The sequence below is a fragment of the Sphingomonas sp. P4_G2 genome (assembly GCF_056401155.1).
Map to the genome: position 1 here is coordinate 1 of NZ_JBFUJY010000006.1, position 19,848 is coordinate 19,848.

The window sequence follows — 19,848 nt, forward strand, 5'->3', positions numbered from 1 at the left end:
CCCCCACCCGACCTCCCATAGAATATCCTGATTGGGAGGYCGGGTGGGGGAGCGGGCYGGCACCGCGACCGTTTCAGCTTTGCTGAAACAGACTCTAGAAGGCAACATACCGGTGCAACGCGATGGTGGAGAAGAGTGAATGCGTAAAGCGATCCTGCTGACGGCAGCCCTGATGGTGACGGGGTGCGCGACCGCGCCCGCCTCCTTCCCCACCGAAGTGACTCGCTATCGCGCCGATGAGGTCGGCCGCGGGACGATCGCCCTGGTGCCCGATGAGGGCATCGATAATGGTCCCGAATATCAGGCCTATGCCCTGGCGGTCGGCGATGCCTTGGCCAAGCAAGGCTATACCCTGGTCCCCGACGGGTCGAAGAGCGTCTATGTCGCCAAGATCGGCTTCCATACCGAGGCGCGTCCGGTCCGCGAGCGCTCGCCGTTCAGGATCGGCCTGGGCGGTGGGACGTGGAGCGGCAATGGCGGCGGCGGTGGCGTCGGGCTGGGCGGCGGCGTCTCGTTCCCGATCGGCCGCGGGCGGGATCGCGAGGACGCGCTGAGCATGCTGTCGGTCAAGATCAACCAGCGCCAGGGCGATCTCGGCGTGTGGGAAGGCCGCGCCCAGTCGCGCGCGATCGGCGTGGTCGGCAATGCGGTCGCGGACAAGGTCGCGCCGAAATTGGCGACCGCCTTGTTCACCGGGTTCCCTGGCGAGTCGGGCCGGACTATCGAAGTCAAATGACCGATTCCCTTCCTGCCATCACCGCCGCGTTCGACGGCGGCAATATCCGCGTTGTCGAGATCCAGGGCGACCGCGTCGACCTGGAAATAGCCAAGGACCATCTGTCCGATTTCTATCAATGGTTCTCGTTCCGCGTCGCCAATGCGGCCGGGCGTAAGCTGACCTTCCGCATCTTGAATGCGGGCAAATCGGCCTATCCGTTCGGCTGGCCGGGTTATAAGGCACGCGCCTCTACCGACCGCGTCCACTGGCGGATGGTCCCCACGCGCTACGACAACGGCGTGCTCGAATTCGACTGGCAGTCGGATGCGCAGGTCGCCTGGTTCGCCTATTTCGCGCCCTACACGATGGAACGGCATGAGGATCTGATCGCGACCTATGCCGCCAAGCCCGGCGTGACGCACCGCGAGCTCGGCCATACGCTTGACGGGCGCGCGATCGACTTGCTGACCATCGGCACGGGCGACAAGCCGGTCTGGCTCTATGCCCGTCAGCATCCGGGCGAGAGCATGGCCGAATGGTGGATGGAAGGCGCTCTCGAGTGGCTGACCAGCCCCGCGGCGGATGCGGTCAAGGCCAAGTGCACGTTCTACGTCGTGCCCAACATGAACCCCGACGGCACGTTCCGTGGGCACCTTCGGACCAATGCTGCGGGGATCAATCTCAACCGCGAATGGCACGAGCCGACGATGGCGAAGAGCCCCGAGGTGAAGCTGGTCCGCGACGCGATGGACGCGACCGGGGTCAAGCTCGCGATGGACGTCCATGGCGACGAGGCGATCCCGGCCAATTTCCTGGCCGGCTATGAAGGCATTCCGAGCTGGACAGACGCATTCGGCGAGAAATTCTACGATTTCGGCCGGCGCCTCGCGGCGCGCACGCCCGAATTCCAGACCGCCAAAGGCTATGAAAAGTCCGCTCCGGGCAAGGCCAATCTGACGATGTCGACCAACCAGCTCGCCGAGCGGTTCGGCGCGGTGTCGATGACCCTGGAAATGCCGTTCAAGGACCACGACCCCAATCCCGACCTCGAATTCGGCTGGTCGCCGGATCGGTGCAAGGTCCTGGCGGTAGCGTGCCTGGAAACGATCGAAGAAGTGATCGACGGAATCTGATCGGGAAAACGCGGTGCTTGCGGGCGCCCTCGCCTCCTGGGTTGGAGACTCATATTCCTACAGTCATCCCCGCGACAGCGGGGACCCATCTCCTGCTCGCTCCAACCTGACAAACAGCCGAGGCGCGCGTGACTTCTCTCCGAGATGGGTCCCCGCTGTCGCGGGGATGACGAGTTTGGAAATGGATCGCTTCAGAACAGCGACTTATTTGGGTTCTCAACCTACCCGAACAACTCCGCGAGGAAGTCGCTGGCGGCTTTCCAACTGCGACGGTCGGCACGTTCCTCATAGGCAACGCCGGGTCGCGTCGGTGCCGTGCCGTGCTTGCGATCGATATCGGTAAAGGCGTGACCGGCAGTCCCATAAGCGTGGATCTGCCAATCAGCCTCGCCATCGCTCAATTCCTTGCCCAAACCGACCATCACGTCGGGCGGCACGATCGGGTCTTCCCAGCCGTGGCAGACCAGGACCTTGGCCTTGATCGGGGTAACGCTGGCGTAATCGGGCTTGTCGTAGACGCCGTGAAACGACACCACGCCCAGCACGTCGAACCCGGCGCGGGCCACGTCGAGCGCGCACTTGCCGCCGAAGCAATAGCCATAGACCGCGGTCCTCGCCGGATCGACCAGCTGGAAACCCTTGAGCACGTCGAGCGACGCCTTCAACCGGTCGCGCAGCAGACCGCGATCGGCGTTTAACTCGTTCATATATTCGGCCGGATTTTCCGAGGCGAAGGTCTTGCGCCGCCCCTGCCCGAACACGTCGGCGACGAAGCCGACATAGCCGAGCTTGGCGATATTCTCGGCGGTGACGCTGTCCGATTCCTTCTGGCCCAGCACGTTGGGCACGACCATCACCCCCGGCCGCGCGGTCTCGACCTCATCGTCATAGGCGAACACGCCTTCGAACGGGCCGCCCGGGCCGTCATACACCATGGGTTGCCGCACGATCGCCATGACTCGCTCTCCAGGTTTGCCGTTACGGCCCGAAGCGCTACAGAGCCGCCCGATCCCCCGCAAGGAGTAGCTTCGTGCCCATGCTCGTCCTGATCCGCCACGGCCAGTCGGCCTGGAACCTCGAAAACCGCTTCACCGGCTGGTGGGATGTCGACGTGACCGAAAAGGGCGCCGAGGAAGCGCGGCTGGCCGGCGAGTTGATGGCGGCCAAGGGTCTCGATTTCGACATGTGCTTCACCTCGCTCCAGACGCGCGCGATCAAGACGCTCGACCTCGCCCTCGAGGCGATGGGGCGGCTGTGGCTGCCGGTCGAGAAGGACTGGCGGCTGAACGAGCGGCATTATGGCGGGCTGACCGGGCTCAACAAGGCCGAGACCGCCGCGAAGCACGGCGACGAGCAGGTCCATGTCTGGCGCCGCAGCTTCGATATTCCGCCGCCGCCGTTGGAAGCGGGCAGCGAGTACGATCTATCGAAGGATCGCCGCTACGCCGGCATCGCCATCCCGAACACCGAGAGCCTGAAAGACACGATCGCGCGCGTGCTGCCTTATTGGGAAGGGCGCATCGCCCCGGCGCTCAAGGACGGGCAGCGCGTGCTGATCTCCGCCCACGGCAATTCGCTGCGCGCGTTGGTCAAGCATCTGTCGAACATTCCCGACGATGAGATCACTGGCCTGGAAATCCCGACTGGCCAGCCGATCGTCTACCAGCTGGATGACCAGCTTGCCGCAACCGACCGCTATTATCTCAGCGAGCGGTGACGCGTAGCCGGGCACGCGGCCAGCGCCGTCAATCCTGTTCGCGTGCGCGCCGGTTGAGCAAGTCGCGTTCGCGCCGGTTGCCGGCGAGCGCGGCGGCCGCTTCGAATGCCGCCCGCGCCTCCTCGTGACGCCCCAGGCGCCGCAACAAATCGCCGCGCACGCTCGGCAGCAAATGATAGCCTTTCAGCTCGGGCGCATCGGCGATGCGGTCAAGGATGGCGAGCCCCGAGGCGGGTCCCTCCGCCATGCCCACCGCTATCGCGCGGTTGAGTTCGACGATCGGCGATCGGGTAACCGCGGACAATTCTGCATAGAGCAATGCGATGCGCAGCCAGTCGGTTTCGGCGGCACGCGCGGCGCGCGCATGGCAGGCGACGATCGCCGCCTGCAGCGTGTAGAACCCGTTTATACCGCCCAATTCCTCGGCCTGTGCCAGTGATCGCATCCCGCGCTGAATCTGGGCGCGGTCCCATAAAGTGCGATCCTGATCGAGCAGCAGGATCGGCTCACCGGCCGGATCGATCCGGGCCGCGGTGCGCGAGGCGTTGAGTTCCATCAAGGCGAGCAGTCCGTGCGCTTCGGGCTGGTGCGGAGCGATGGCGACGACCACGCGCGCCAGCCGCAACGCCTCGCTGCACAGGTCGGGGCGCAACCAATCATCGCCGCGCGCCGCGGTATAGCCTTCGTTGAAGATCAGATAGATGACCTCGAGCACCGACGATAATCGTTCGGCAAGTTCGTCGCCGCGCGGCGTCTCATAGGCGAGACCCGAGTCGGACAAAGTTCGTTTGGCGCGGACGATCCGCTGCGCAACGGTCGCCTCGGAGACCAGGAATGCCCGCGCGATCTCGGCCGTGGTCAGCCCGCAGATCATCCGCAACGCCAGCGCAGGCCGGGTGTCATAGGGTAGAAGCGGATGGCAAGCGGTGAAGATCAGCCGCAGCATCTCGTCTCCGATATCATCGTCGAGAAATGCGTCGTAATCGGGTGTCTCCGCTTGCTCCTGCTCCAGTTCGTGCAGGAGGAATGCGTGATTGCGGTCGAGCATCGGCAATCGCCGGATGTGATCGACCGCCAACCGCCGGGCGGTCGTCATCAGCCAGGCCCCCGATCGTTCGGGCACGCCCGTCAGCGGCCAGCGCTCGATCGCGGCGAGCAAGGCGTCCTGGGTCAGCTCCTCGGCCAGCGGCACGTCGCGCAGCATCCGCGCCAGGCTGGTGATTAGCCGGGGCTGCTCGATCCGCCAGACGGCCAGGATCGAGCGATGTGCGTCGGCGGCCGTCACGGCCGCCGACGCTGCAAAGGTCGCGACGCGATCAAGCCGTGGGCGGACCGGCGAACGCGCGGACTTCGCATGTGCCTTCCCAGCCGGGCATATGATCCTTGTGGAGCTGCATGAATTCGACCGCCAGTGCGACTGCCTCTTCCTTGCTCGCAAACTCGGAAATTGCGTAGCCGCCAATGACTTCCTTGGCCTCGACGAACGGGCCGTCGAGCACGCTCAACTCGCCGTTCCTGATAGTGATGCGAGCGCCCTGCTCGATCGGCATCAGCCCGCCATTGTCGATCATGCGGCCGGCCTTGATCTCGCGGTCGGCGAGCTTGCCCATGGCTTCGAGAAGCTCGGGCGTCGGATTGCCGTATGTCTCCGACCGCGGCGAGGTGACGATGGACATGAAACGCATCGGAAAACTCCTGGGTCGAGCCGCGGCGCCATCGCCGCGTGATTGCCTCGCCCATTATAGTCGACGAACTGGCAAGGCCGATATCGACAGCGCGGACGCATTTTTCCTATCCCCCGCCCCGGCGAAGGCGCAGCCTCCGGTTGGTCATTGGGAGAATCGCCATGCCGCAATTCGTCATCGAACGGGATATGCCGGGAATCGGCGGCGCCAGCGCCGCCGACCTCAAGGGCGCGTCGCAGACTTCGTGCAGCGTGCTGCGCGACCTCGGCCCCGAAATCCAATGGGTTCACAGCTACGTCACCGACGACAAGATCTACTGCATCTATCGCGCGCCATCCGCCGACCTGATCCGCCAGCATGCCGAGACTGCGGGTTTTCCGGCCAATTCGATCGCCGAGGTGCGCAATGTGATCGATCCGACCACTGCCGATTGAGCCGCGGCGGAGGGATCGACCGCCCGCGACGCGCGTTTCTTCTCCAAGCGTAACGATCGGGCGATCGCCCGAATGGAGAAATCAGATGCAAGCGGGTGGCTACGGGAAGATATTTATCGCGGCGCTGGGCGTCGCCGGCGCGGTGTTGCTGTCACCCTTGGCGTTGGCGCAGAGCACAGCGCCCGCCGCTCCCGTCACCACCACGGCGCCGGCCACCGCCGATCCGGCGCCGCAATCGACGCGCGACGAGAAGCGGAAAGAGACGATCGACGATACCAAGGACGTGGTCAGCCAGCCGGCCAAGGATGTCGGCATCGCCAAGACCAAGATCCCGCCTTCGCTGGTCGAAGCGTCGAATGCGCCCTATTCGCTCGCCGGCCTGAAGACATGCCGACAGATCGCCGATGCGGTGCGCGTGCTCGATGCGGCGCTCGGTCCGGACTACAGCGCGGGCGGTCCCAACGACAAGATGAGCGTAGGCAAGGCGGCGGGCGGGGCGGTAGTCAATTCGCTGATCCCGTTTCGCGGGGTAGTGCGCGAAGTATCGGGCGCCGCCGCTGCCGACCGCCGCCTCGCCGCGGCAACCCAGGCCGGTTTCGCCCGGCGCGGCTTCCTGCGCGGCGTGCATCTGACCCGCGGCTGCAAAGAGGCGTTGTAGTTCTGTCGGGCTAGGATGGTTGCCCTGCCTCGCCCCCTTGGCTAGGGGCGGCGGATGCAACCGCTCGTCGGCATCATCATGGGCTCGACTTCCGACTGGGAGACGATGCGTCATGCTGCCGAGAAGCTCGAAGAACTCGGCGTGCCGCATGAGACCAAGGTGGTCAGCGCGCATCGCACGCCGCAGCGACTTTACGATTACGCCACCAGTGCCGCCGATCGCGGCCTGAAGGTAATCATCGCGGGCGCCGGTGGGGCCGCGCATCTGCCGGGCATGGCGGCATCGATGACGCATTTGCCGGTACTTGGCGTGCCGGTGGAGTCGAAGGCGCTGAAGGGCGCCGACAGCCTCTATTCGATCGTCCAGATGCCGGGCGGCGTGCCCGTCGGTACGCTAGCGATCGGCAAGGCCGGGGCGATCAACGCGGGACTGCTCGCCGCGGCGATCCTCGCGACGAGCGATGAGGCGCTGACCGAGCGGCTCAAGGCGTGGCGCGCGAGACAGACCGACAGCGTCGCGATCGATCCCGAATGACCGCGCTTCCCCCCGGTTCGACGATCGGCATTCTGGGCGGCGGCCAGCTCGGGCGCATGCTGGCCTCGGCCGCGGCCGAGCTCGGCTATCGCACCCACATCCTCGCCCCCGACGCCGAAAGCGTCGCGGCGCAGACCGCCTCCAGCTTCACTCGCGCCGATTATCACAGCCGCATCGTGCTCGATGAAATGGCGGCGCGCTGTGACGTCGTGACCTACGAATTCGAGAATATCGCGATCGAGCCGGTCACCTATCTGGCGACCCAAGTGCCGGTCCACCCGGCCCCGCAAGCGCTCGGCATCGCCCAGGACCGCGCGAGCGAGAAAGCGTTCGTCGACACGATCGGCGGGCGTACCGCGCCGTGGCGGCGCGTCGCCAGCCTCGACGAGTTGCACGCGGCACTCGACGAGATCGGCACGCCGGCGATCCTCAAGACGCTGCGGCTCGGCTATGACGGCAAGGGCCAGGTGCGGATCGCGGCACGCGACGCGGCCGAGGCGGCGTGGAGCGATATCGGCCAGCGTCCCGCGATCCTGGAAGGTTTCGTCAATTTCACCCACGAATTCTCGATCATCCTCGCCCGCGGACATGATGGATCGATGGTCAGCTATCCGCCGCCATGGAACGAGCATAAGCTTGGCATCCTGGCGCGCTCGTCGCTGCCGGCGCCGGCCGAGATCGCCAACCAATGGGGAGTCGCCGCGGCGCTGACCGGGCGGATCGCCGACCAGCTCGGCTATGTCGGCGTGATCGCCTGTGAATTCTTCGCCACCGCCGAGGGACCGGTGTTCAACGAAATGGCGCCGCGCGTGCACAATTCGGGGCATTGGACGATCGAGGGCGCGGTCGCCTCGCAATTCGAGAACCATATCCGCGCGATCTGCGGCCTGCCGCTCGGCGATACCGCGCTGACCGCCCCAGCGGTCGAGATGGTCAATCTGATCGGCGCCGAGGCGGATGACTGGGCGACGATCCTGGCCGAGCCGGGCGCGCATCTGCACCTCTATGGCAAGGGCAATGCCCGGCCGGGGCGCAAGATGGGGCATGTGACGCGGTTGAAGCGGGACTGATCCTTCAAATTCCTCCCCGTGCCGGGGAGGATTTTTAGGTCACACCCCGATCCAATTCCCGACCAATTGCTCCAATATCTCCAGCGGCACGCGGCCGTTCGCCAGCACCGCTTCGTGGAATTCCTTGATGTCGAACTTGTCGCCTTGCGCCGCCTTGGCCCGGTCGCGTAGTTTGACGATACTCGAATGGCCAAGCTTGTAGCTGCACGCCTGGCCGGGACTGGCGCAATAGCGGTCGATCTCGCGGTCGGCGAAGCCCGGCGCCTCGCCCTGACCGTCGACGAACAGCGCGATCGCCTTTTCGCGGCTCCATTTGAAATGGTGCAGCCCGGTATCGATGATGCAGCGGTGCGCGCGAAACAGTGCCTCTTTCAGATACCCGATCTCTCCCAAAGGATCGCCGTCATACATGCCGAGCTCGGCCGCGACTTGCTCGGCGTAGAGTGCCCAGCCCTCGGCATAACCCGAAAAGCCGATCGACTTGCGGATCAGCGGCAGGCTGGCGTTCGATAGTGCAAGCCCGCCCTCGAACTGATGCCCGGGCAGGCCTTCATGATAGACCACGGTCGGCAGCATGAATTTGGGCCATTCCGCCGAATCGTGCAGGTTGAAATAGACCAGCCCCGGCCGCGATCCGTCGATCGCCGGGCCCTGGCTATAGGCCGACGCGGCACCTGCCTCGATCTCCTTGGGAACGCGCCGCACTTCGAATTTGTAGGTCGGCATGCGTTTGAACACCTCGGGCAAGCGGCCGCGGATCGCGTCGAGCCGGCCGTTGCAAAACGCGATCGCCTGCGCCTTGCCCTCATCGGTATTGGGATAGACCTGCCCCGGCAGCTTATAGATGCTCGCCAATCGCTGGCCGAGCGGCCCCGCCGGAACGCCGGCCTTGTCCATCAATTGCGCGATGCGGTCGCCGATCGCCTTGGCCTGGTCGAGCCCGAATTGGTGGACTTCCTCGGGCGACAGCCGCGTCGTGGTCGAGCCTTCGAGCGCCATGCGGTAGAAGGCGTCGCCCTCTTTCAGCTTCCACACCCCGGCGTCGTGCGTCGCCTTGCCCTGCACGCCCTTCACCGCCGCGATCTGGCGGTCGATCGCCGGCAGGATGTGCTCATCGTAGATCCTGGCGGCGTCCTTGCCGTAATGCGCGTCGAGGCCTTTGGCGGCGGCACGGCGCTGGATCGACGCGACGACAGTCGCCTGCGCCGCCGGCACGCGCATCGCGGTCAATTGCGTCAGCGTCTTGCCGATCAGGAAGTCCGGCGGGACCACGCTCGCCGCCACGTCATGCTTCATCTGCGCGGTGTCGTCGTCGAGCTGCTTCCCGAACGCCGCCAGCCGCGAGAGATAGGCGTCGGCGTCGGAAGCGTTATCGATCGGATGCTTGGTATCGAGGAAATTGGGCGTCGACTGATAGGCCCCGTCTTGCTGGCTGATCACATAAGGCGAACGCCCGCCGCCGAAATCGAAGGCCTGCGCCGCCGCCGCGGCTTTTCGAGTGTAGAGGACGACGTCGTAGCTGACCTTTTCCGCCGGACTGAGCGCAGCGACATCGACAGCCGCGAGCCGCTTGAGCTGGCTCTGTGTCAGCGCCTTCGACGCCGCTTGCCCTGCCGACGATCCATCGGACAGTTTCGAGCGAAGCGCGGCGTTCGCGCCCTTGTCGAAGCCGAGCAGGGTCGCCGATTCAGGGCGCTGCTTGAGCCCCTCGGAAAAGAAACTGTCGAACAGCGCATCGAGCGCAGACCCGGCTGGCCGCGCCCACGCCGGTGCGGCGGATAGCGCAGCCAGGGCGGCACTCGCTTTCAGGACCTGACGCCGATCGAACATTGTTTCCCTCCTCACTTCACCACCGGCAGCGCGACGTAGCTTTCGCTCGGCCCAGACACCCACACCCGCTGCGTCGCCTTCACATAATCAGCCGGCTTGGCGAGGAAGATGTTCGGCACGAAACTCTGCGGATTGCGGTCGTAGAGCGGAAACCAGCTCGATTGCACCTGCACCATGATCCGGTGCCCGGGCAGGAACACATGGTTCGCCGCGGGCAGCGCGAAACTGTATTGGAGCGGCGCATTGGGCGTCAGCGCTTTGGGCGCGGAGAAGCTCTCGCGGTATCGCCCGCGGAAGATGTCCATGCCGACCGCGAATTGATAGCCGCCGAACCCCGGCCGTCCGGGCACCTGGTCGGGCCAGACGTCGATCAGTTTGACTACCCAGTCGCTATCGGTGCCGCTGGTCGAGGCGGTCAGCTTGACCATTGGCCGCCCCGAAATCTTGAGCGGCTGGGTCAGCGCCTCGCTGGTGAAGGTCAGCACGTCGGGCCGGCTCGATACCGCGCGCTGATCATCGGCGAGCCAATTGGGCCAGGGGTTGTTGTCATAGCCCACCGCCTGGACCGGACGGTTGCGGAACAGCACCGGATGCGCCGGATCGGAGACATAATCGGCGGTTTCCTCGCCACTTGCCGCCGCGTCGAAGCCCAAGGCGGCTCCAGGCTTCAGATATAGTCGATCGCCCTCCCCCGCGTCCTTCGGCCAGGACTGGAAGCGCCGCCATTCGTTGGTCCCGCTCTCGAACGCGGTGACCGGCGCGACGTCCATCGGTGCGCCTTTGAGGTAATGCGCGAGGAACGGCGCCAGCACGTTCCGGCGCCACCAGGTGCCGGTATCCTGTCCCCAGCGCATCTGACCGAGCGTGTCGGCATCTTCGATCTCCTGCCCGTGGTGCCACGGCCCCATCGACAGATAGACCATGTCGTTATTGGCGTCCTTGGGCTCGAGCGCGCGATAGACCGCCAGCGCGCCGTAGCTATCCTCCTGATCCCATAACGAATGGACCAGCATCACCGGCACCTTGAGCGGCTGCCTGGCGAGGTACGCATCCATCGCGCGGTCCTGCCAGAACTTGTCGTAAGCGGGGTGCGCCAGGATACTTTTCCAGAAGCCGATCTGCTCCAGCCCCATGCGCTTGCCGAGTTCGCCCGCCGACCCCGCGCGCATGTAGAAATCGTAGATGTCGTCGCTCGAGCTTATCCAAGGCGAGCTGTTGTCGCGCGTCGCTTCCTGCTCCCAGATATAGTCCATGTTCATCTGGCGGAACGCGCCGTTATGGAACCAGTCGTCGCCCATCCAGCCGTCGACCATCGGGTTCATCGGCACCGACACCTTGAGCGCCGGATGCGGATTCACCAATGCCGCGAGCGGCTCGTAGCCGTCATAGCTGATGCCGAGGATGCCGACCTTGCCGTTCGACGCCTTCAGGTTCTTCACCAGCCAGTCGATCGTGTCATAGCAATCGGTCGCATCATCGACCTTGGTCGGATTCTCCGCCGTGCCGACCAAAGCGCGGTTCATCACGAAGGTGCCGCCCGAGCCGTATTTGCCGCGAATGTCCTGGATGACGCGGATATAGCCGCCATCGACGATGACGTCGGTCGCATTGTCGTAACCGTAGAGCGTGGTCGCGAGATCGCCGCTCTTGCGATTGGTGGTCAGCACCTCGGCACTGTACGGCGTGCGGGTCAGCAGGATAGGCGCATCGGTCGCGCCCTTGGGCGTCAGGATGACGGTGTGCAGCTTGGTCCCGTCGCGCATCGGGATCTCGACCACGCGGCGATCGTAGTTGAAGCCGTAGTTTGCGGGGACCGCCTTTGTCGGGCGGTCGTCATAGGTTTGGGCGGTTCCGCCGGAAGCGGCGAGCGCCGCCAGCCCGATCGTCAATGCCAGCCGCCAGCGCATGCTTCTTTCCCCCGCCAAATGCCCAAGGATCGTGGCGTGGAGTCGTTTCGCGTGCAACTTTTGAATCGTGATGAGCTGGTTATGCGGATCGGCGGTCGCCGATGACTGCCTTCGGCTCAGCGCTCGAAAAGTCCGCAGAGGAGCGTAATCCGCTCGCTACGTGCGCTTGGCCTGATACGACCCGAACGTTCGAGCTCGGCTAGCCCATGAAGGGCTGCCCAGAATGTCTCGGTGGCGATCTCGGCATCGCTGCTTGACGGCGCGACCACGGCCATCAACGCCGCAAACCCGTCCCTCAATTCCGATTTGGTGTCGGCCTCCGCGAAATGCAGGTTGGTTCGCATCGCAAACATCGCTTCGTAAACGGCTGGATGCTCGCGAGCGAAGGCGAGATAGGCTATCGCTACATCGCGCAAAGCGGCCCCACGGCCGGCCGGTCGTCGCGCCGCTTGTTGAAGCGCTATCGCCATTTCCCGGAAACCCTCGACGGCGACTGCCGCCACAATCGCGTCCCTGTTCTCGAAATGCGAGTAGAGGACCGGTTGGCTGTATTCGACCTCCTCCGCGAGACGGCGGATCGTGACGGCAGCCCATCCCTCGGCTTCGGCAATCGAGCGTGCCGACGCGACGATGCGCTGCTCGCGCTCGACCCGTTCCCGGCCTTTTCTCTCCGAAATGCCCAACTCAACCTCCTGTGCGGCGGCGATGGTCATAGCATGGCTTGATTTACTAGCAATGCTAGATTATCTACCGATACACAAGGAGACGCAGATGCATTGGTTCTCAAATGGCGTGGCGTTGCTGGTCGCGATCGGGATCATCGCGATCGGCATCATGTATCTCGCCCGGCCCAGGGCCGCGACAGAGAGCTTCGGCCTCCCGCTTCCCGAACAGGGCACGAACGTTGCGTGGTGGCTTCGCCTCAAAGGTTCGCGCGACGTCGCTTCGGGGCTGGTCGTGCTGGCCATGATGGCATGGTGCACGCCCCAAACGGTCGGCATCGTCTTGTTGATCGAGGCGATGATCCCGGCAGGCGATATGGCGCTCATCCTTGCTGCGAAAGGCTCTACTAACAGGGCCCTTGGCATCCACGGCCTAACCGCTGCGCTGATGGTCCTGGCGGCGATCCCCTTGATCATGGGAGCCGCCTGATATGCTCGACCTTCTCTCGATCTGGCTGGCCGTCATCGCGTTCTTCGGTGCCGGCTTAGTCAATGCGATCGGCTTGCCCGCGACGCAGAAAAGCTTCGTCCGTTGGGGTTACCCGCGATGGTGGTGCCGCGTTACCGGCGGGTTGGAAATGGTGGTCGCGATCCTGATCGCCTTTCCTGCCACTCGAGGGACGGGCTTGGTCTTCGGCGCCGTCATCATCGCTGCTGCGGTGTTGACCGTGTTGCGTCATCGCGAATTCGCCCACCTGGCGCCTTTAGCGCTGTTCGCAACCTTGCTTATGCTGACTGAGGCCGCTTCCTCGATGCGTGGTGGTTTCCCGGCCCTCTAACGTTCTGCCATTAGAGGGCAGAGTCAGCCACTCACGCCCGGATATCAGATATCAATTGTCGCAGGCGGCATAGTCGCCCGCATCACACGCGGCCACGGCCCGGCGCCATGCGGCCATCTCCCGCTCGTACCGGGCGCGGCTGCGGCGGTACTCCGACATATCCCGCTCATGGTCTTGCGCAGCGGCAGCATAGTCGCCGTCGTCGGCCTCGTCGCGTCCGGCCCCACGCACCACCCGCCATGTCACGCCGCGCTTGAGGACTCGCGCATTTTCCTGGCGGTTCAACTGGCGGGTTATCGCGCTGTCGCGCGCCCGTGCTTCCGCGTTGCGCATCGCCGGATCGCGCGGATCGTCGGCCAAGGCGGCGGCCGGCACCATTGCGGCGACGATGGCCCCGCAGATCAACGGGCTAATCTTCATGACGCTATTCCCTCCCACACTCGGGTTAAGAATATCAGTGTGCCGGGAGGACCGACAAACCAATTGCGATGAAGCGCGCGCCGCTCGTCGTGCGCGCGGTACGGCTTGGCGCTCCGCACGGCTTCGCGACCAACGCATACCCGCGTTCATATTGTGCAACCGTTCGCGCAATCTTTGCGATTGGCATTTTGCTGCACTGCAATATGACTGGCGGTGGCGGGGATGCTGATCTGGCTTTCGACATACGAAAGGAAAGATCATGACCAAAACGTTCTTCGCTTCGGCCGCGTTGCTTCTTGTCACGACCGCGCCCGCCTTCGCCGGCGAAAAGCCGACCGAGATCACCTTCCAGCGCGATGGTGAAACCTATAGCTACACGAAGACCGAAAAGGCTGGCCTAGTGATCCTCCGTGGCCGTTTCCCGACGGGAAGCCGCTTCGAACTGATCGTGCGCGGAAATAAAGTAACCGGCACTGTCGATGGCGCATATAGGTCCTATTCTATCTCCTACAGCATGCCCCTCGCGCCGGCAAAGCCCGGAGCGGCCGAATTGGCCGCACGTTGAATATCGCCCGGCCCCGCCGCCGGGCGGGGCCGGAAAGCGACGATATCGTCAGATCGACACAAAGCGATTCAAGCGAATTTGGCGGGTCTCGGTAGACGGCTGAATGCGGCCATTACCTTGCCAACAATCGAGACAGCCCAGCAACGAAAAGGCCCGCCTCCACACCAGGAGGCGGGCCTTCTATCCAGGCAGCGGCGCGGAAGTTAATTCCGCGCCGCCGGCCCGCGTCCGCTGCGCGGACCGTGGGCCAACTCGGTTAGCCCACGCGCGTGCCGGTCAGCGGAAAGCTGCCGAACGCACCGGCCGTCACCGATCCGGTGATCGTGTCGCCGTCGATCGTCGCTTCGTTGGTCAAGGTCATCGGCATCGGCACGGTGATGTTCATCGACCATTTGATCGTGTTGCCGTCGACCACGCCGTCGGTGATCTCGGCAGTGCCCATCGCGCCTGCCTGGGTGCCGGTCCAGCTGGTGCCGTCCGCTTTTACCGTCAGCGTCGCCTTCTGGTCGCCCATCGGCGACTTCACGACCGTCTCGTACACGCCATCGACTGCCATCTATTCTCTCCCGTGAATTCCGTCAGCGCGCGCCCAGCGACGCCGCAGGCACGACCTCGACAGGCAGCCCGACCTTGTCAAGCTGGGGCCTGACCGTCTTGGCATCGCCGACCACGACCCAGACCACCTTCTTGGGGTCGATCGCCTGCGTGATGACGCTACGGAGTTGGGGCAAAGTCAGCGCGCGATATCGGTCGGCGATGGTCGCGTAATAATCGTCCGGCCGTTTGTAGATAAAGTTCGACACCATCGCGCCCATCACCGCACGTGAGCTCTCGAAGCTGCCCGACAGCGAGCGAATCGCCCCGGCGATCGCGCGATCATATTCCTCCTGGGTCATCGGCTTGTCGCCGACATAGGAGGTGACGTCGCTCATCGCCGCGACGATCGAATCACCGGTGCGATCCGCCTGGACGCCCGCCGAAATGATGAAGGGCGTCGCGCCCTGCGCGCGGGAGAAACGGCCGCTGGCGCCATAGGTCCAGTGCTTGTCTTCACGCAGGTCCATGTTGATCCGGCCGAGGAAACCGCCGCCCAACCCGTCATTGGCGGTGTTGACCGGGAGCAGCTCATCGGTCCCGACCAGGCTGGTCGGGATGCCGCCATAGATCACCGATTGCGGAGAATCCGGGCGATCGACCAGCAGGATTTTCGGCGCCGCGGGCGCGACCTTGACGACATCGTTCTTGGTCCCGGCCGCGCCGTCCACGGTCCAGTCGCCAAGGGCCGTATCGAGCGCCGTCTTGACCTCATCGAGCGGGCGGTCGCTGATCACGAACAGGGTCGCCTTGTCGGGGCGCAGCCAGGCCTGGCGGAAAGCGATCAAATCGTCGCGAGTCAGCTTGGCGACCGCATTGGCGTCGCCGCCACCGAACGACTTGGCGTAAGGCGATTGCGGGCCGTAGATCAGGCGGCCCATGGCGCGGCCGGCCAGAGCATTAGCGTTGGTCAGTTCCGATGCGATCCCGGCGAGCTGCTGGTTGCGCAGGCGATCGATCTCGGCGGGCGCGAACGCTGGGTTGCGCAGCACATCGGCGAACAAGGCCACCCCTGGCTTCAGGTTGGGGCTGGGCATGTCGATCGAAAAGGCCGTGCTGTCGCTGTCGATCCCGGCAGTGATGTTGGCGCCCAGCCGCTCCTGCGCTTCGGCATAATCGAGCGAAACGAGGCTGGTCGTGCCCGAGCTCATCGCCGCCAGGGTGAGTTGCTGCGTACCAAGAGCGGTCGGCACGTCGGCGGCGACGCCGGCGTCGAAATTGGCCATGATCCGGGTGACTGGGGTCGCGGTGCGCTGCGCGTAAATCAGCGTCACGCCGTTCGCCAGCTTGGCCCGCTCCACCTTGGGGAAGGTCAGGTTGGCGATCGATCCGACGTCCGGCAGCGCGCCGCGCGTGCCCTTGGCGGCGGGTTCGTCGGCGGCTTTGACCGCGACCGGCTTGGGCACCGCCGCCTCTTCATAGGCATCGCGCGGGCCCGGCACGATGTCGACGCCATAGACCGGGCGGCGGAGCCATTTGCCGGCGACAGCCTTGACCTTGGCCGGAGTCTCGACGGCAAGCTCGGCCATCTCCTTTTTGTAATGCGCGGGATCGTCCGAATAGAGCGCGCCTTCGGCCAGGGTGACGGCCTTGCCGCCGAATCCGCCGACCGATTCCAGCCCCTTCACGCGTCCGGCGATGCTGCGCACTTGAAAGCGCTGCACTTCGTCAGCGGTTGGGCCGGTCGCCAGGAAATCGGCGACGATCGCGTCGAGCCGCTTGGCGACCGCCGCGGCGTCGACGCCTGGGCGCACATCGACATTGATCTCGAAAATGCCGACCTGGCTGAAGCTCTGATTGCCCGCGCTGACCCGCACCGCGAGCTTCTCCTTGCGCACCAGCGCGTCATAGAGCCGCGAGCTGCCGCCCCCGCCGAGCACGCCCGCCGCGACGTCGAGCCCGACGCTGTCGGGGTCGTTGAGGCCGGGCACCGCCCAGGACCGGGTGATCCGGGTGGCCGCGACGCGATCCTTCATCACTTCGTATTTCGCGGTCGGCAAAGTCGGTACCGGCGCATCGGGCAGCACCGTCTTGGGGCCCGCCGGGATGCCGCCGAAATATTTCTCGACCAGCGGCCTGGCGGCAGCGGCATCGATATCGCCGGCAAGCACCAGCACGGCGTTGTTCGGGCCGTAATGCTCCTTGAACCAGCCCTTCACGTCGGCGAGGCTGGCGCTGTCGAGATCGGCCATCGAGCCGATCGTCGAATGCTCATAGGGGTGTCCCTTGGGAAACAGGCCGGTCAGCTGGCGATATTCGAACAGGCCATAGGGCTCGTTGTCGCCCTGGCGCTTCTCGTTCTGGACGACGCCACGCTGCTCGTCGAGCACGGCCTGGGTGATCGCGCCGGTCAGATAGCCCATGCGATCGCTCTCGAGGAACAAAGCGCGCTCGAGCGCCGGGGTCGGCACCGTTTCGAAATAATTGGTACGGTCGAAATAGGTGGTGCCGTTGAAATCGGTCGCGCCGACATTCTTCAAGGGCACGAAGAAATCGCCCGGCGCATTCTCGCTGCCGTTGAACATCAGATGCTCGAACAGATGGGCAAAGCCGGTCTTGCCGGCGGGCTCCATCTTCGACCCGACATTGTACCACACACTGACCGCCACCACCGGCGCCTTGCGATCGGTATGGACGATGACGCGCAAACCGTTCTTGAGCGTGAACTCGGTGAAGGGAATGTCGACCGACTTGGCGAGTACGCTGACTGGCGCGGCCGGCGGCAGCGTGGCGCGCTTGGCGGCTTTGGCGGCGGCGGGCTTGGTCTGTGCGGCGGCAAGATCGGGAATGGCGATCGCGAGCAACGCGACGCCGGAAAGCGCGAAAAGCTTGATGGTCATGGATGCCCCTGGTCGATCGGAAAGGAAAATCGGATGAAGCGAGGCTAAGTCGGCTTCGCGTCACTGGCAAGTCACGGGCGGTAGAGACGTTCGATATTTGCTTTGAGATCACGCGGATAGAACCAGACTGGTTTTAATTTGTGCGCGACGAACAAGGCCGATTGGTCGGTATAATGCGGAGAGTCGGGTCGTGTCGTCGCGGCCCCAAACGGCTGGATCGATCGCGACGAGACGCGGCCGGCTTTGTCCCATTGGACGAACATCACGAAGCTGTCGCCATGCTTGACCGCGAGCCGGCCATCAGGCGCTTCGTCCCAATTGGCGGTGGCGCGCAACACTTCGGGTCCACCGTCGAGCGGCAGATCGATCTTGCCCTGGCGCAACCGTATCATCGTGCCGAGCGGCGGGTCGAGCCGGCCGAACACGCGGCGGAGATAGCCGGTCGCCTCGACCAAAGTCGCGCGCGGATCGGCCTCGGGTTGGCGATTATAATGCCATTTCTGCCCCTCCTTCATCATCAATGCGCCGAGGGCGTCGGCCGGCCCCTTGCCGTCGAGCATCCAGTCCCATTGCCGCAGCAACGCCTGCGCCGCCGCCACCTGCTTGTCGCCTTTCGGATCGGCGGCGATCAGATCGGCGAACCATTTGCCGGTCCAGCCGCGATGGCTGACCCCGGTATCGAACTTGATCGCCTCGAGATCGGCCTGGCTGATCGCGGGGTTGGCGCTCATCAGTTCGAGCGCGCGGTTGTCGCGGTTGGTCGTGTCGGTCTCGATCCCCAGCAGCGGCGACCAGTCGGCCGGGTTCATCTCTGAACCCACGCCCGCCGACAGGAACGGCGTCGAATTGGCGTTGACCAGGAAACCCGATCGCGGGTTCACGTTGCGCGGCACCATCGCCCAGGGGACCGTCCCTGGCGCGTAATCGGCCGAGGTGTCGCCCGGCAGCACTTTCGAATAATCGAACCCCGGTTTCCTCTTCAGGAACGAGGCATTGTAGAAATAAGCGATGTTGCCGGCCGCGTCGGCATAGAGGAAGTTGGTCGCCGGCACGCCCTGGATCGCCATCGCGCGTTGCCAGTCGTCGAACGTCTTGGCCCGCGTGAGGCGGTAATATTGCTCGACCATCCTGAGCTGGTCAGCACCGGCATAACGGATCGCATAGGCACCCGATTTGGTCTCGACCACCGGTCCCTGCACCGCGCGATAGACCGCCTTGGGCACCGGCAAAACGAACGGTCCCCACAGTTTGACCGGCAGCCAGACCGTCTCTTTCTCGAGTGGCCGCCACTGCCCGTCGAAGCGGTAATGCGTGCCATCGCCGTCGAGCACGAGTTTGTAGGTATCGATCAGGTCCGGGCGATTGACCGTATTGGTCCAGCCCAAAGTCTCATTGTGCCCGAGCAGCGGATAAGGCGCGCCCGGCAGCATCGCCCCGGCGAAATTCCAGCCGGTCTTCGAATGGACGACGAGCTCGTACCAGGCGACCGCGCCACGCCAAGGCTGGTGCGAATTGGAGACGAGCCGGGTGAAGCCGTCCGACGATCTTTTCGGCGCGACGACAAAGGCGTTCGATCCGTTCTCGCGGCCATCGGGACCGACCGGCGTGACGTCCGGCGCGTCCGGCTGCGGCCCCGCATTTTCCTTCGGCAGCGGTTTATCGCCGACCAATGCGCCCAAGGTCGCATCGAGCCCGAAGAAGAACGGCGATCGCATCACGAAGCCGGTGGCGATGTCCTGTCCATTGACCGGGAACAGCCTGGCCAGCTTCACTTCACCCGGATGCCGCGCGGCATAGGCATTGAGGCCGGAGGCATAGCCATCGAGCAGTAAGCGAACGTCGGCCGGCTGCTTCAGATAATCGCGGTCGACCGTCTCGCGCGCATGGAGCAAATGGAGGACGTAATCGGTCTTCGCCCCATCGGCGCCGTCGAGCGCGCCGAGCCGCCCGCGCGCCATTGCGACGACGTCCTGCAAGGTCGAGAAATCATCCTCGGCATGGGCATAAGCGATGCCGTAGGCGACATCGGGATCGGTCGCGCCGAAGATGTGCGGCACGCCGAACTTATCCCGCGCGATTACCGTGTCGTAACGATGCGCGGGTGGTGCCTCGGCACGAACCGCTGTCAGTGGCTCCCAGGTCGCCAGGCCGATAGCGATTAGAACGAGCAATACGGCCAGACCCAGACCGATCCGTTTCAGAATCCTCAAATCCCCGCGCTCCCCGCCGGTGTTGTGCGGCA

20 protein-coding genes are annotated in these 19,848 nt (G+C 64.7%); 10 read left to right on the forward strand and 10 right to left on the reverse strand.

What is annotated here, in order from left to right; all coding sequences use genetic code 11:
• The first annotated feature begins 139 nt into the window (after positions 1-139).
• Both AC1DRD_RS16765 and AC1DRD_RS16770 read left to right on the forward strand, forming a co-directional pair.
• A complete protein-coding gene (locus AC1DRD_RS16765; protein ID WP_478042229.1) occupies positions 140-736 on the forward strand; it encodes a DUF4136 domain-containing protein in 597 nt (198 codons plus the stop codon).
• Positions 733-1,851 (forward strand): M14 family metallopeptidase, encoded by a 1,119-nt coding sequence (locus tag AC1DRD_RS16770; protein WP_478042230.1) that lies wholly within the window; start codon positions 733-735, stop codon positions 1,849-1,851. The genes AC1DRD_RS16765 and AC1DRD_RS16770 overlap by 4 nt, the downstream gene beginning before the upstream one ends.
• Positions 1,852-2,072: 221 nt before the next feature.
• Here AC1DRD_RS16770 and AC1DRD_RS16775 read toward each other — a convergent pair whose 3' ends face one another.
• Positions 2,073-2,807, reverse strand: a complete 735-nt coding sequence (locus AC1DRD_RS16775) for a dienelactone hydrolase family protein (RefSeq protein WP_478042231.1) — start codon at positions 2,805-2,807, stop codon at positions 2,073-2,075.
• Between the two features lie 74 nt (positions 2,808-2,881).
• Between AC1DRD_RS16775 and gpmA the strand changes: the two genes are divergently transcribed.
• Positions 2,882-3,568 (forward strand): 2,3-diphosphoglycerate-dependent phosphoglycerate mutase, encoded by a 687-nt coding sequence (gene gpmA, locus AC1DRD_RS16780; RefSeq protein WP_478042232.1) that lies wholly within the window; start codon positions 2,882-2,884, stop codon positions 3,566-3,568.
• Between the two features lie 28 nt (positions 3,569-3,596).
• Here the strand turns inward: gpmA and AC1DRD_RS16785 are convergent, their stop codons facing one another.
• Both AC1DRD_RS16785 and AC1DRD_RS16790 read right to left on the reverse strand, forming a co-directional pair.
• Entirely contained in the window at positions 3,597-4,853 is a 1,257-nt protein-coding gene (locus tag AC1DRD_RS16785) for an RNA polymerase sigma factor (protein WP_478042233.1), read from the reverse strand.
• Between the two features lie 31 nt (positions 4,854-4,884).
• Positions 4,885-5,253, reverse strand: a complete 369-nt coding sequence (locus tag AC1DRD_RS16790; protein ID WP_066827498.1) for a YciI family protein — start codon at positions 5,251-5,253, stop codon at positions 4,885-4,887.
• A 161-nt stretch (positions 5,254-5,414) separates the two neighbouring features.
• Here AC1DRD_RS16790 and AC1DRD_RS16795 point away from each other — a divergent pair, with 161 nt between their 5' ends.
• From AC1DRD_RS16795 to AC1DRD_RS16810, 4 genes are all read left to right on the forward strand, one after another.
• Entirely contained in the window at positions 5,415-5,687 is a 273-nt protein-coding gene (locus tag AC1DRD_RS16795) for a DUF4242 domain-containing protein (protein WP_066827486.1), read from the forward strand.
• An 85-nt stretch (positions 5,688-5,772) separates the two neighbouring features.
• Positions 5,773-6,345 (forward strand): hypothetical protein, encoded by a 573-nt coding sequence (locus AC1DRD_RS16800; protein ID WP_478042234.1) that lies wholly within the window; start codon positions 5,773-5,775, stop codon positions 6,343-6,345.
• Positions 6,346-6,399: 54 nt separating this feature from the next.
• On the forward strand, positions 6,400-6,879 hold the full coding sequence (purE, locus tag AC1DRD_RS16805) for a 5-(carboxyamino)imidazole ribonucleotide mutase (protein WP_478029768.1): 480 nt from the start codon (positions 6,400-6,402) through the stop codon (positions 6,877-6,879).
• Entirely contained in the window at positions 6,876-7,949 is a 1,074-nt protein-coding gene (locus AC1DRD_RS16810; protein WP_478029767.1) for a 5-(carboxyamino)imidazole ribonucleotide synthase, read from the forward strand. Before purE ends, AC1DRD_RS16810 begins: the two co-directional genes overlap by 4 nt.
• Positions 7,950-7,988: 39 nt before the next feature.
• On the opposite strand, the gene AC1DRD_RS16815 is transcribed toward AC1DRD_RS16810, so the two are convergent.
• The 3 genes from AC1DRD_RS16815 to AC1DRD_RS16825 all read right to left on the reverse strand — a co-directional run bounded on the left by AC1DRD_RS16815 (position 7,989) and on the right by AC1DRD_RS16825 (position 12,399).
• The gene (locus tag AC1DRD_RS16815; RefSeq protein WP_478029766.1) at positions 7,989-9,779 is read right to left on the reverse strand and encodes a DUF885 domain-containing protein; all 1,791 of its coding nucleotides are present in this window, start codon (positions 9,777-9,779) and stop codon (positions 7,989-7,991) included.
• An 11-nt stretch (positions 9,780-9,790) separates the two neighbouring features.
• Complete coding sequence (locus AC1DRD_RS16820; protein ID WP_478029765.1) at positions 9,791-11,686, reverse strand: CocE/NonD family hydrolase; 1,896 nt, start codon at positions 11,684-11,686, stop codon at positions 9,791-9,793.
• A gap of 116 nt (positions 11,687-11,802) precedes the next feature.
• Positions 11,803-12,399 carry a TetR/AcrR family transcriptional regulator gene (locus AC1DRD_RS16825; protein WP_478029764.1) on the reverse strand — a complete coding sequence of 199 codons (597 nt, stop codon included), beginning with the start codon at positions 12,397-12,399 and terminating at the stop codon, positions 11,803-11,805.
• A gap of 58 nt (positions 12,400-12,457) precedes the next feature.
• Between AC1DRD_RS16825 and AC1DRD_RS16830 the strand changes: the two genes are divergently transcribed.
• Positions 12,458-12,838: a DUF4267 domain-containing protein gene (locus AC1DRD_RS16830; protein WP_478029763.1), complete on the forward strand. Its 381-nt coding sequence runs from the start codon at positions 12,458-12,460 to the stop codon at positions 12,836-12,838.
• Position 12,839: 1 nt separating this feature from the next.
• The gene (locus tag AC1DRD_RS16835; protein WP_478029762.1) at positions 12,840-13,187 is read left to right on the forward strand and encodes a DoxX family protein; all 348 of its coding nucleotides are present in this window, start codon (positions 12,840-12,842) and stop codon (positions 13,185-13,187) included.
• 51 nt (positions 13,188-13,238) lie between these two features.
• Here AC1DRD_RS16835 and AC1DRD_RS16840 read toward each other — a convergent pair whose 3' ends face one another.
• On the reverse strand, positions 13,239-13,607 hold the full coding sequence (locus AC1DRD_RS16840; RefSeq protein WP_478029761.1) for a hypothetical protein: 369 nt from the start codon (positions 13,605-13,607) through the stop codon (positions 13,239-13,241).
• A gap of 259 nt (positions 13,608-13,866) precedes the next feature.
• Between AC1DRD_RS16840 and AC1DRD_RS16845 the strand changes: the two genes are divergently transcribed.
• Entirely contained in the window at positions 13,867-14,172 is a 306-nt protein-coding gene (locus tag AC1DRD_RS16845) for a hypothetical protein (protein WP_478042235.1), read from the forward strand.
• A gap of 256 nt (positions 14,173-14,428) precedes the next feature.
• Here the strand turns inward: AC1DRD_RS16845 and AC1DRD_RS16850 are convergent, their stop codons facing one another.
• The 3 genes from AC1DRD_RS16850 to AC1DRD_RS16860 all read right to left on the reverse strand — a co-directional run bounded on the left by AC1DRD_RS16850 (position 14,429) and on the right by AC1DRD_RS16860 (position 19,816).
• Entirely contained in the window at positions 14,429-14,728 is a 300-nt protein-coding gene (locus AC1DRD_RS16850; protein WP_478042236.1) for a hypothetical protein, read from the reverse strand.
• A gap of 22 nt (positions 14,729-14,750) precedes the next feature.
• Complete coding sequence (locus AC1DRD_RS16855; protein WP_478042237.1) at positions 14,751-17,606, reverse strand: M16 family metallopeptidase; 2,856 nt, start codon at positions 17,604-17,606, stop codon at positions 14,751-14,753.
• 71 nt (positions 17,607-17,677) lie between these two features.
• Entirely contained in the window at positions 17,678-19,816 is a 2,139-nt protein-coding gene (locus AC1DRD_RS16860) for a penicillin acylase family protein (RefSeq protein ID WP_478042238.1), read from the reverse strand.
• Positions 19,817-19,848 lie beyond the last annotated feature (32 nt).

Coding starts and splice junctions, on each gene's coding strand:
- AC1DRD_RS16765 (WP_478042229.1), top strand. CDS start 140: ATGCGTAAAGCGATCCTGCTGACGGCAGCCCTGATGGTGACGGGGTGC.
- AC1DRD_RS16770 (WP_478042230.1), top strand. CDS start 733: ATGACCGATTCCCTTCCTGCCATCACCGCCGCGTTCGACGGCGGCAAT.
- AC1DRD_RS16775 (WP_478042231.1), bottom strand. CDS start 2,807: ATGGCGATCGTGCGGCAACCCATGGTGTATGACGGCCCGGGCGGCCCG.
- AC1DRD_RS16790 (WP_066827498.1), bottom strand. CDS start 5,253: ATGCGTTTCATGTCCATCGTCACCTCGCCGCGGTCGGAGACATACGGC.
- AC1DRD_RS16795 (WP_066827486.1), top strand. CDS start 5,415: ATGCCGCAATTCGTCATCGAACGGGATATGCCGGGAATCGGCGGCGCC.
- AC1DRD_RS16800 (WP_478042234.1), top strand. CDS start 5,773: ATGCAAGCGGGTGGCTACGGGAAGATATTTATCGCGGCGCTGGGCGTC.
- purE (WP_478029768.1), top strand. CDS start 6,400: ATGCAACCGCTCGTCGGCATCATCATGGGCTCGACTTCCGACTGGGAG.
- AC1DRD_RS16810 (WP_478029767.1), top strand. CDS start 6,876: ATGACCGCGCTTCCCCCCGGTTCGACGATCGGCATTCTGGGCGGCGGC.
- AC1DRD_RS16815 (WP_478029766.1), bottom strand. CDS start 9,779: ATGTTCGATCGGCGTCAGGTCCTGAAAGCGAGTGCCGCCCTGGCTGCG.
- AC1DRD_RS16820 (WP_478029765.1), bottom strand. CDS start 11,686: ATGCGCTGGCGGCTGGCATTGACGATCGGGCTGGCGGCGCTCGCCGCT.
- AC1DRD_RS16825 (WP_478029764.1), bottom strand. CDS start 12,399: ATGACCATCGCCGCCGCACAGGAGGTTGAGTTGGGCATTTCGGAGAGA.
- AC1DRD_RS16830 (WP_478029763.1), top strand. CDS start 12,458: ATGCATTGGTTCTCAAATGGCGTGGCGTTGCTGGTCGCGATCGGGATC.
- AC1DRD_RS16835 (WP_478029762.1), top strand. CDS start 12,840: ATGCTCGACCTTCTCTCGATCTGGCTGGCCGTCATCGCGTTCTTCGGT.
- AC1DRD_RS16840 (WP_478029761.1), bottom strand. CDS start 13,607: ATGAAGATTAGCCCGTTGATCTGCGGGGCCATCGTCGCCGCAATGGTG.
- AC1DRD_RS16845 (WP_478042235.1), top strand. CDS start 13,867: ATGACCAAAACGTTCTTCGCTTCGGCCGCGTTGCTTCTTGTCACGACC.
- AC1DRD_RS16850 (WP_478042236.1), bottom strand. CDS start 14,728: ATGGCAGTCGATGGCGTGTACGAGACGGTCGTGAAGTCGCCGATGGGC.
- AC1DRD_RS16855 (WP_478042237.1), bottom strand. CDS start 17,606: ATGACCATCAAGCTTTTCGCGCTTTCCGGCGTCGCGTTGCTCGCGATC.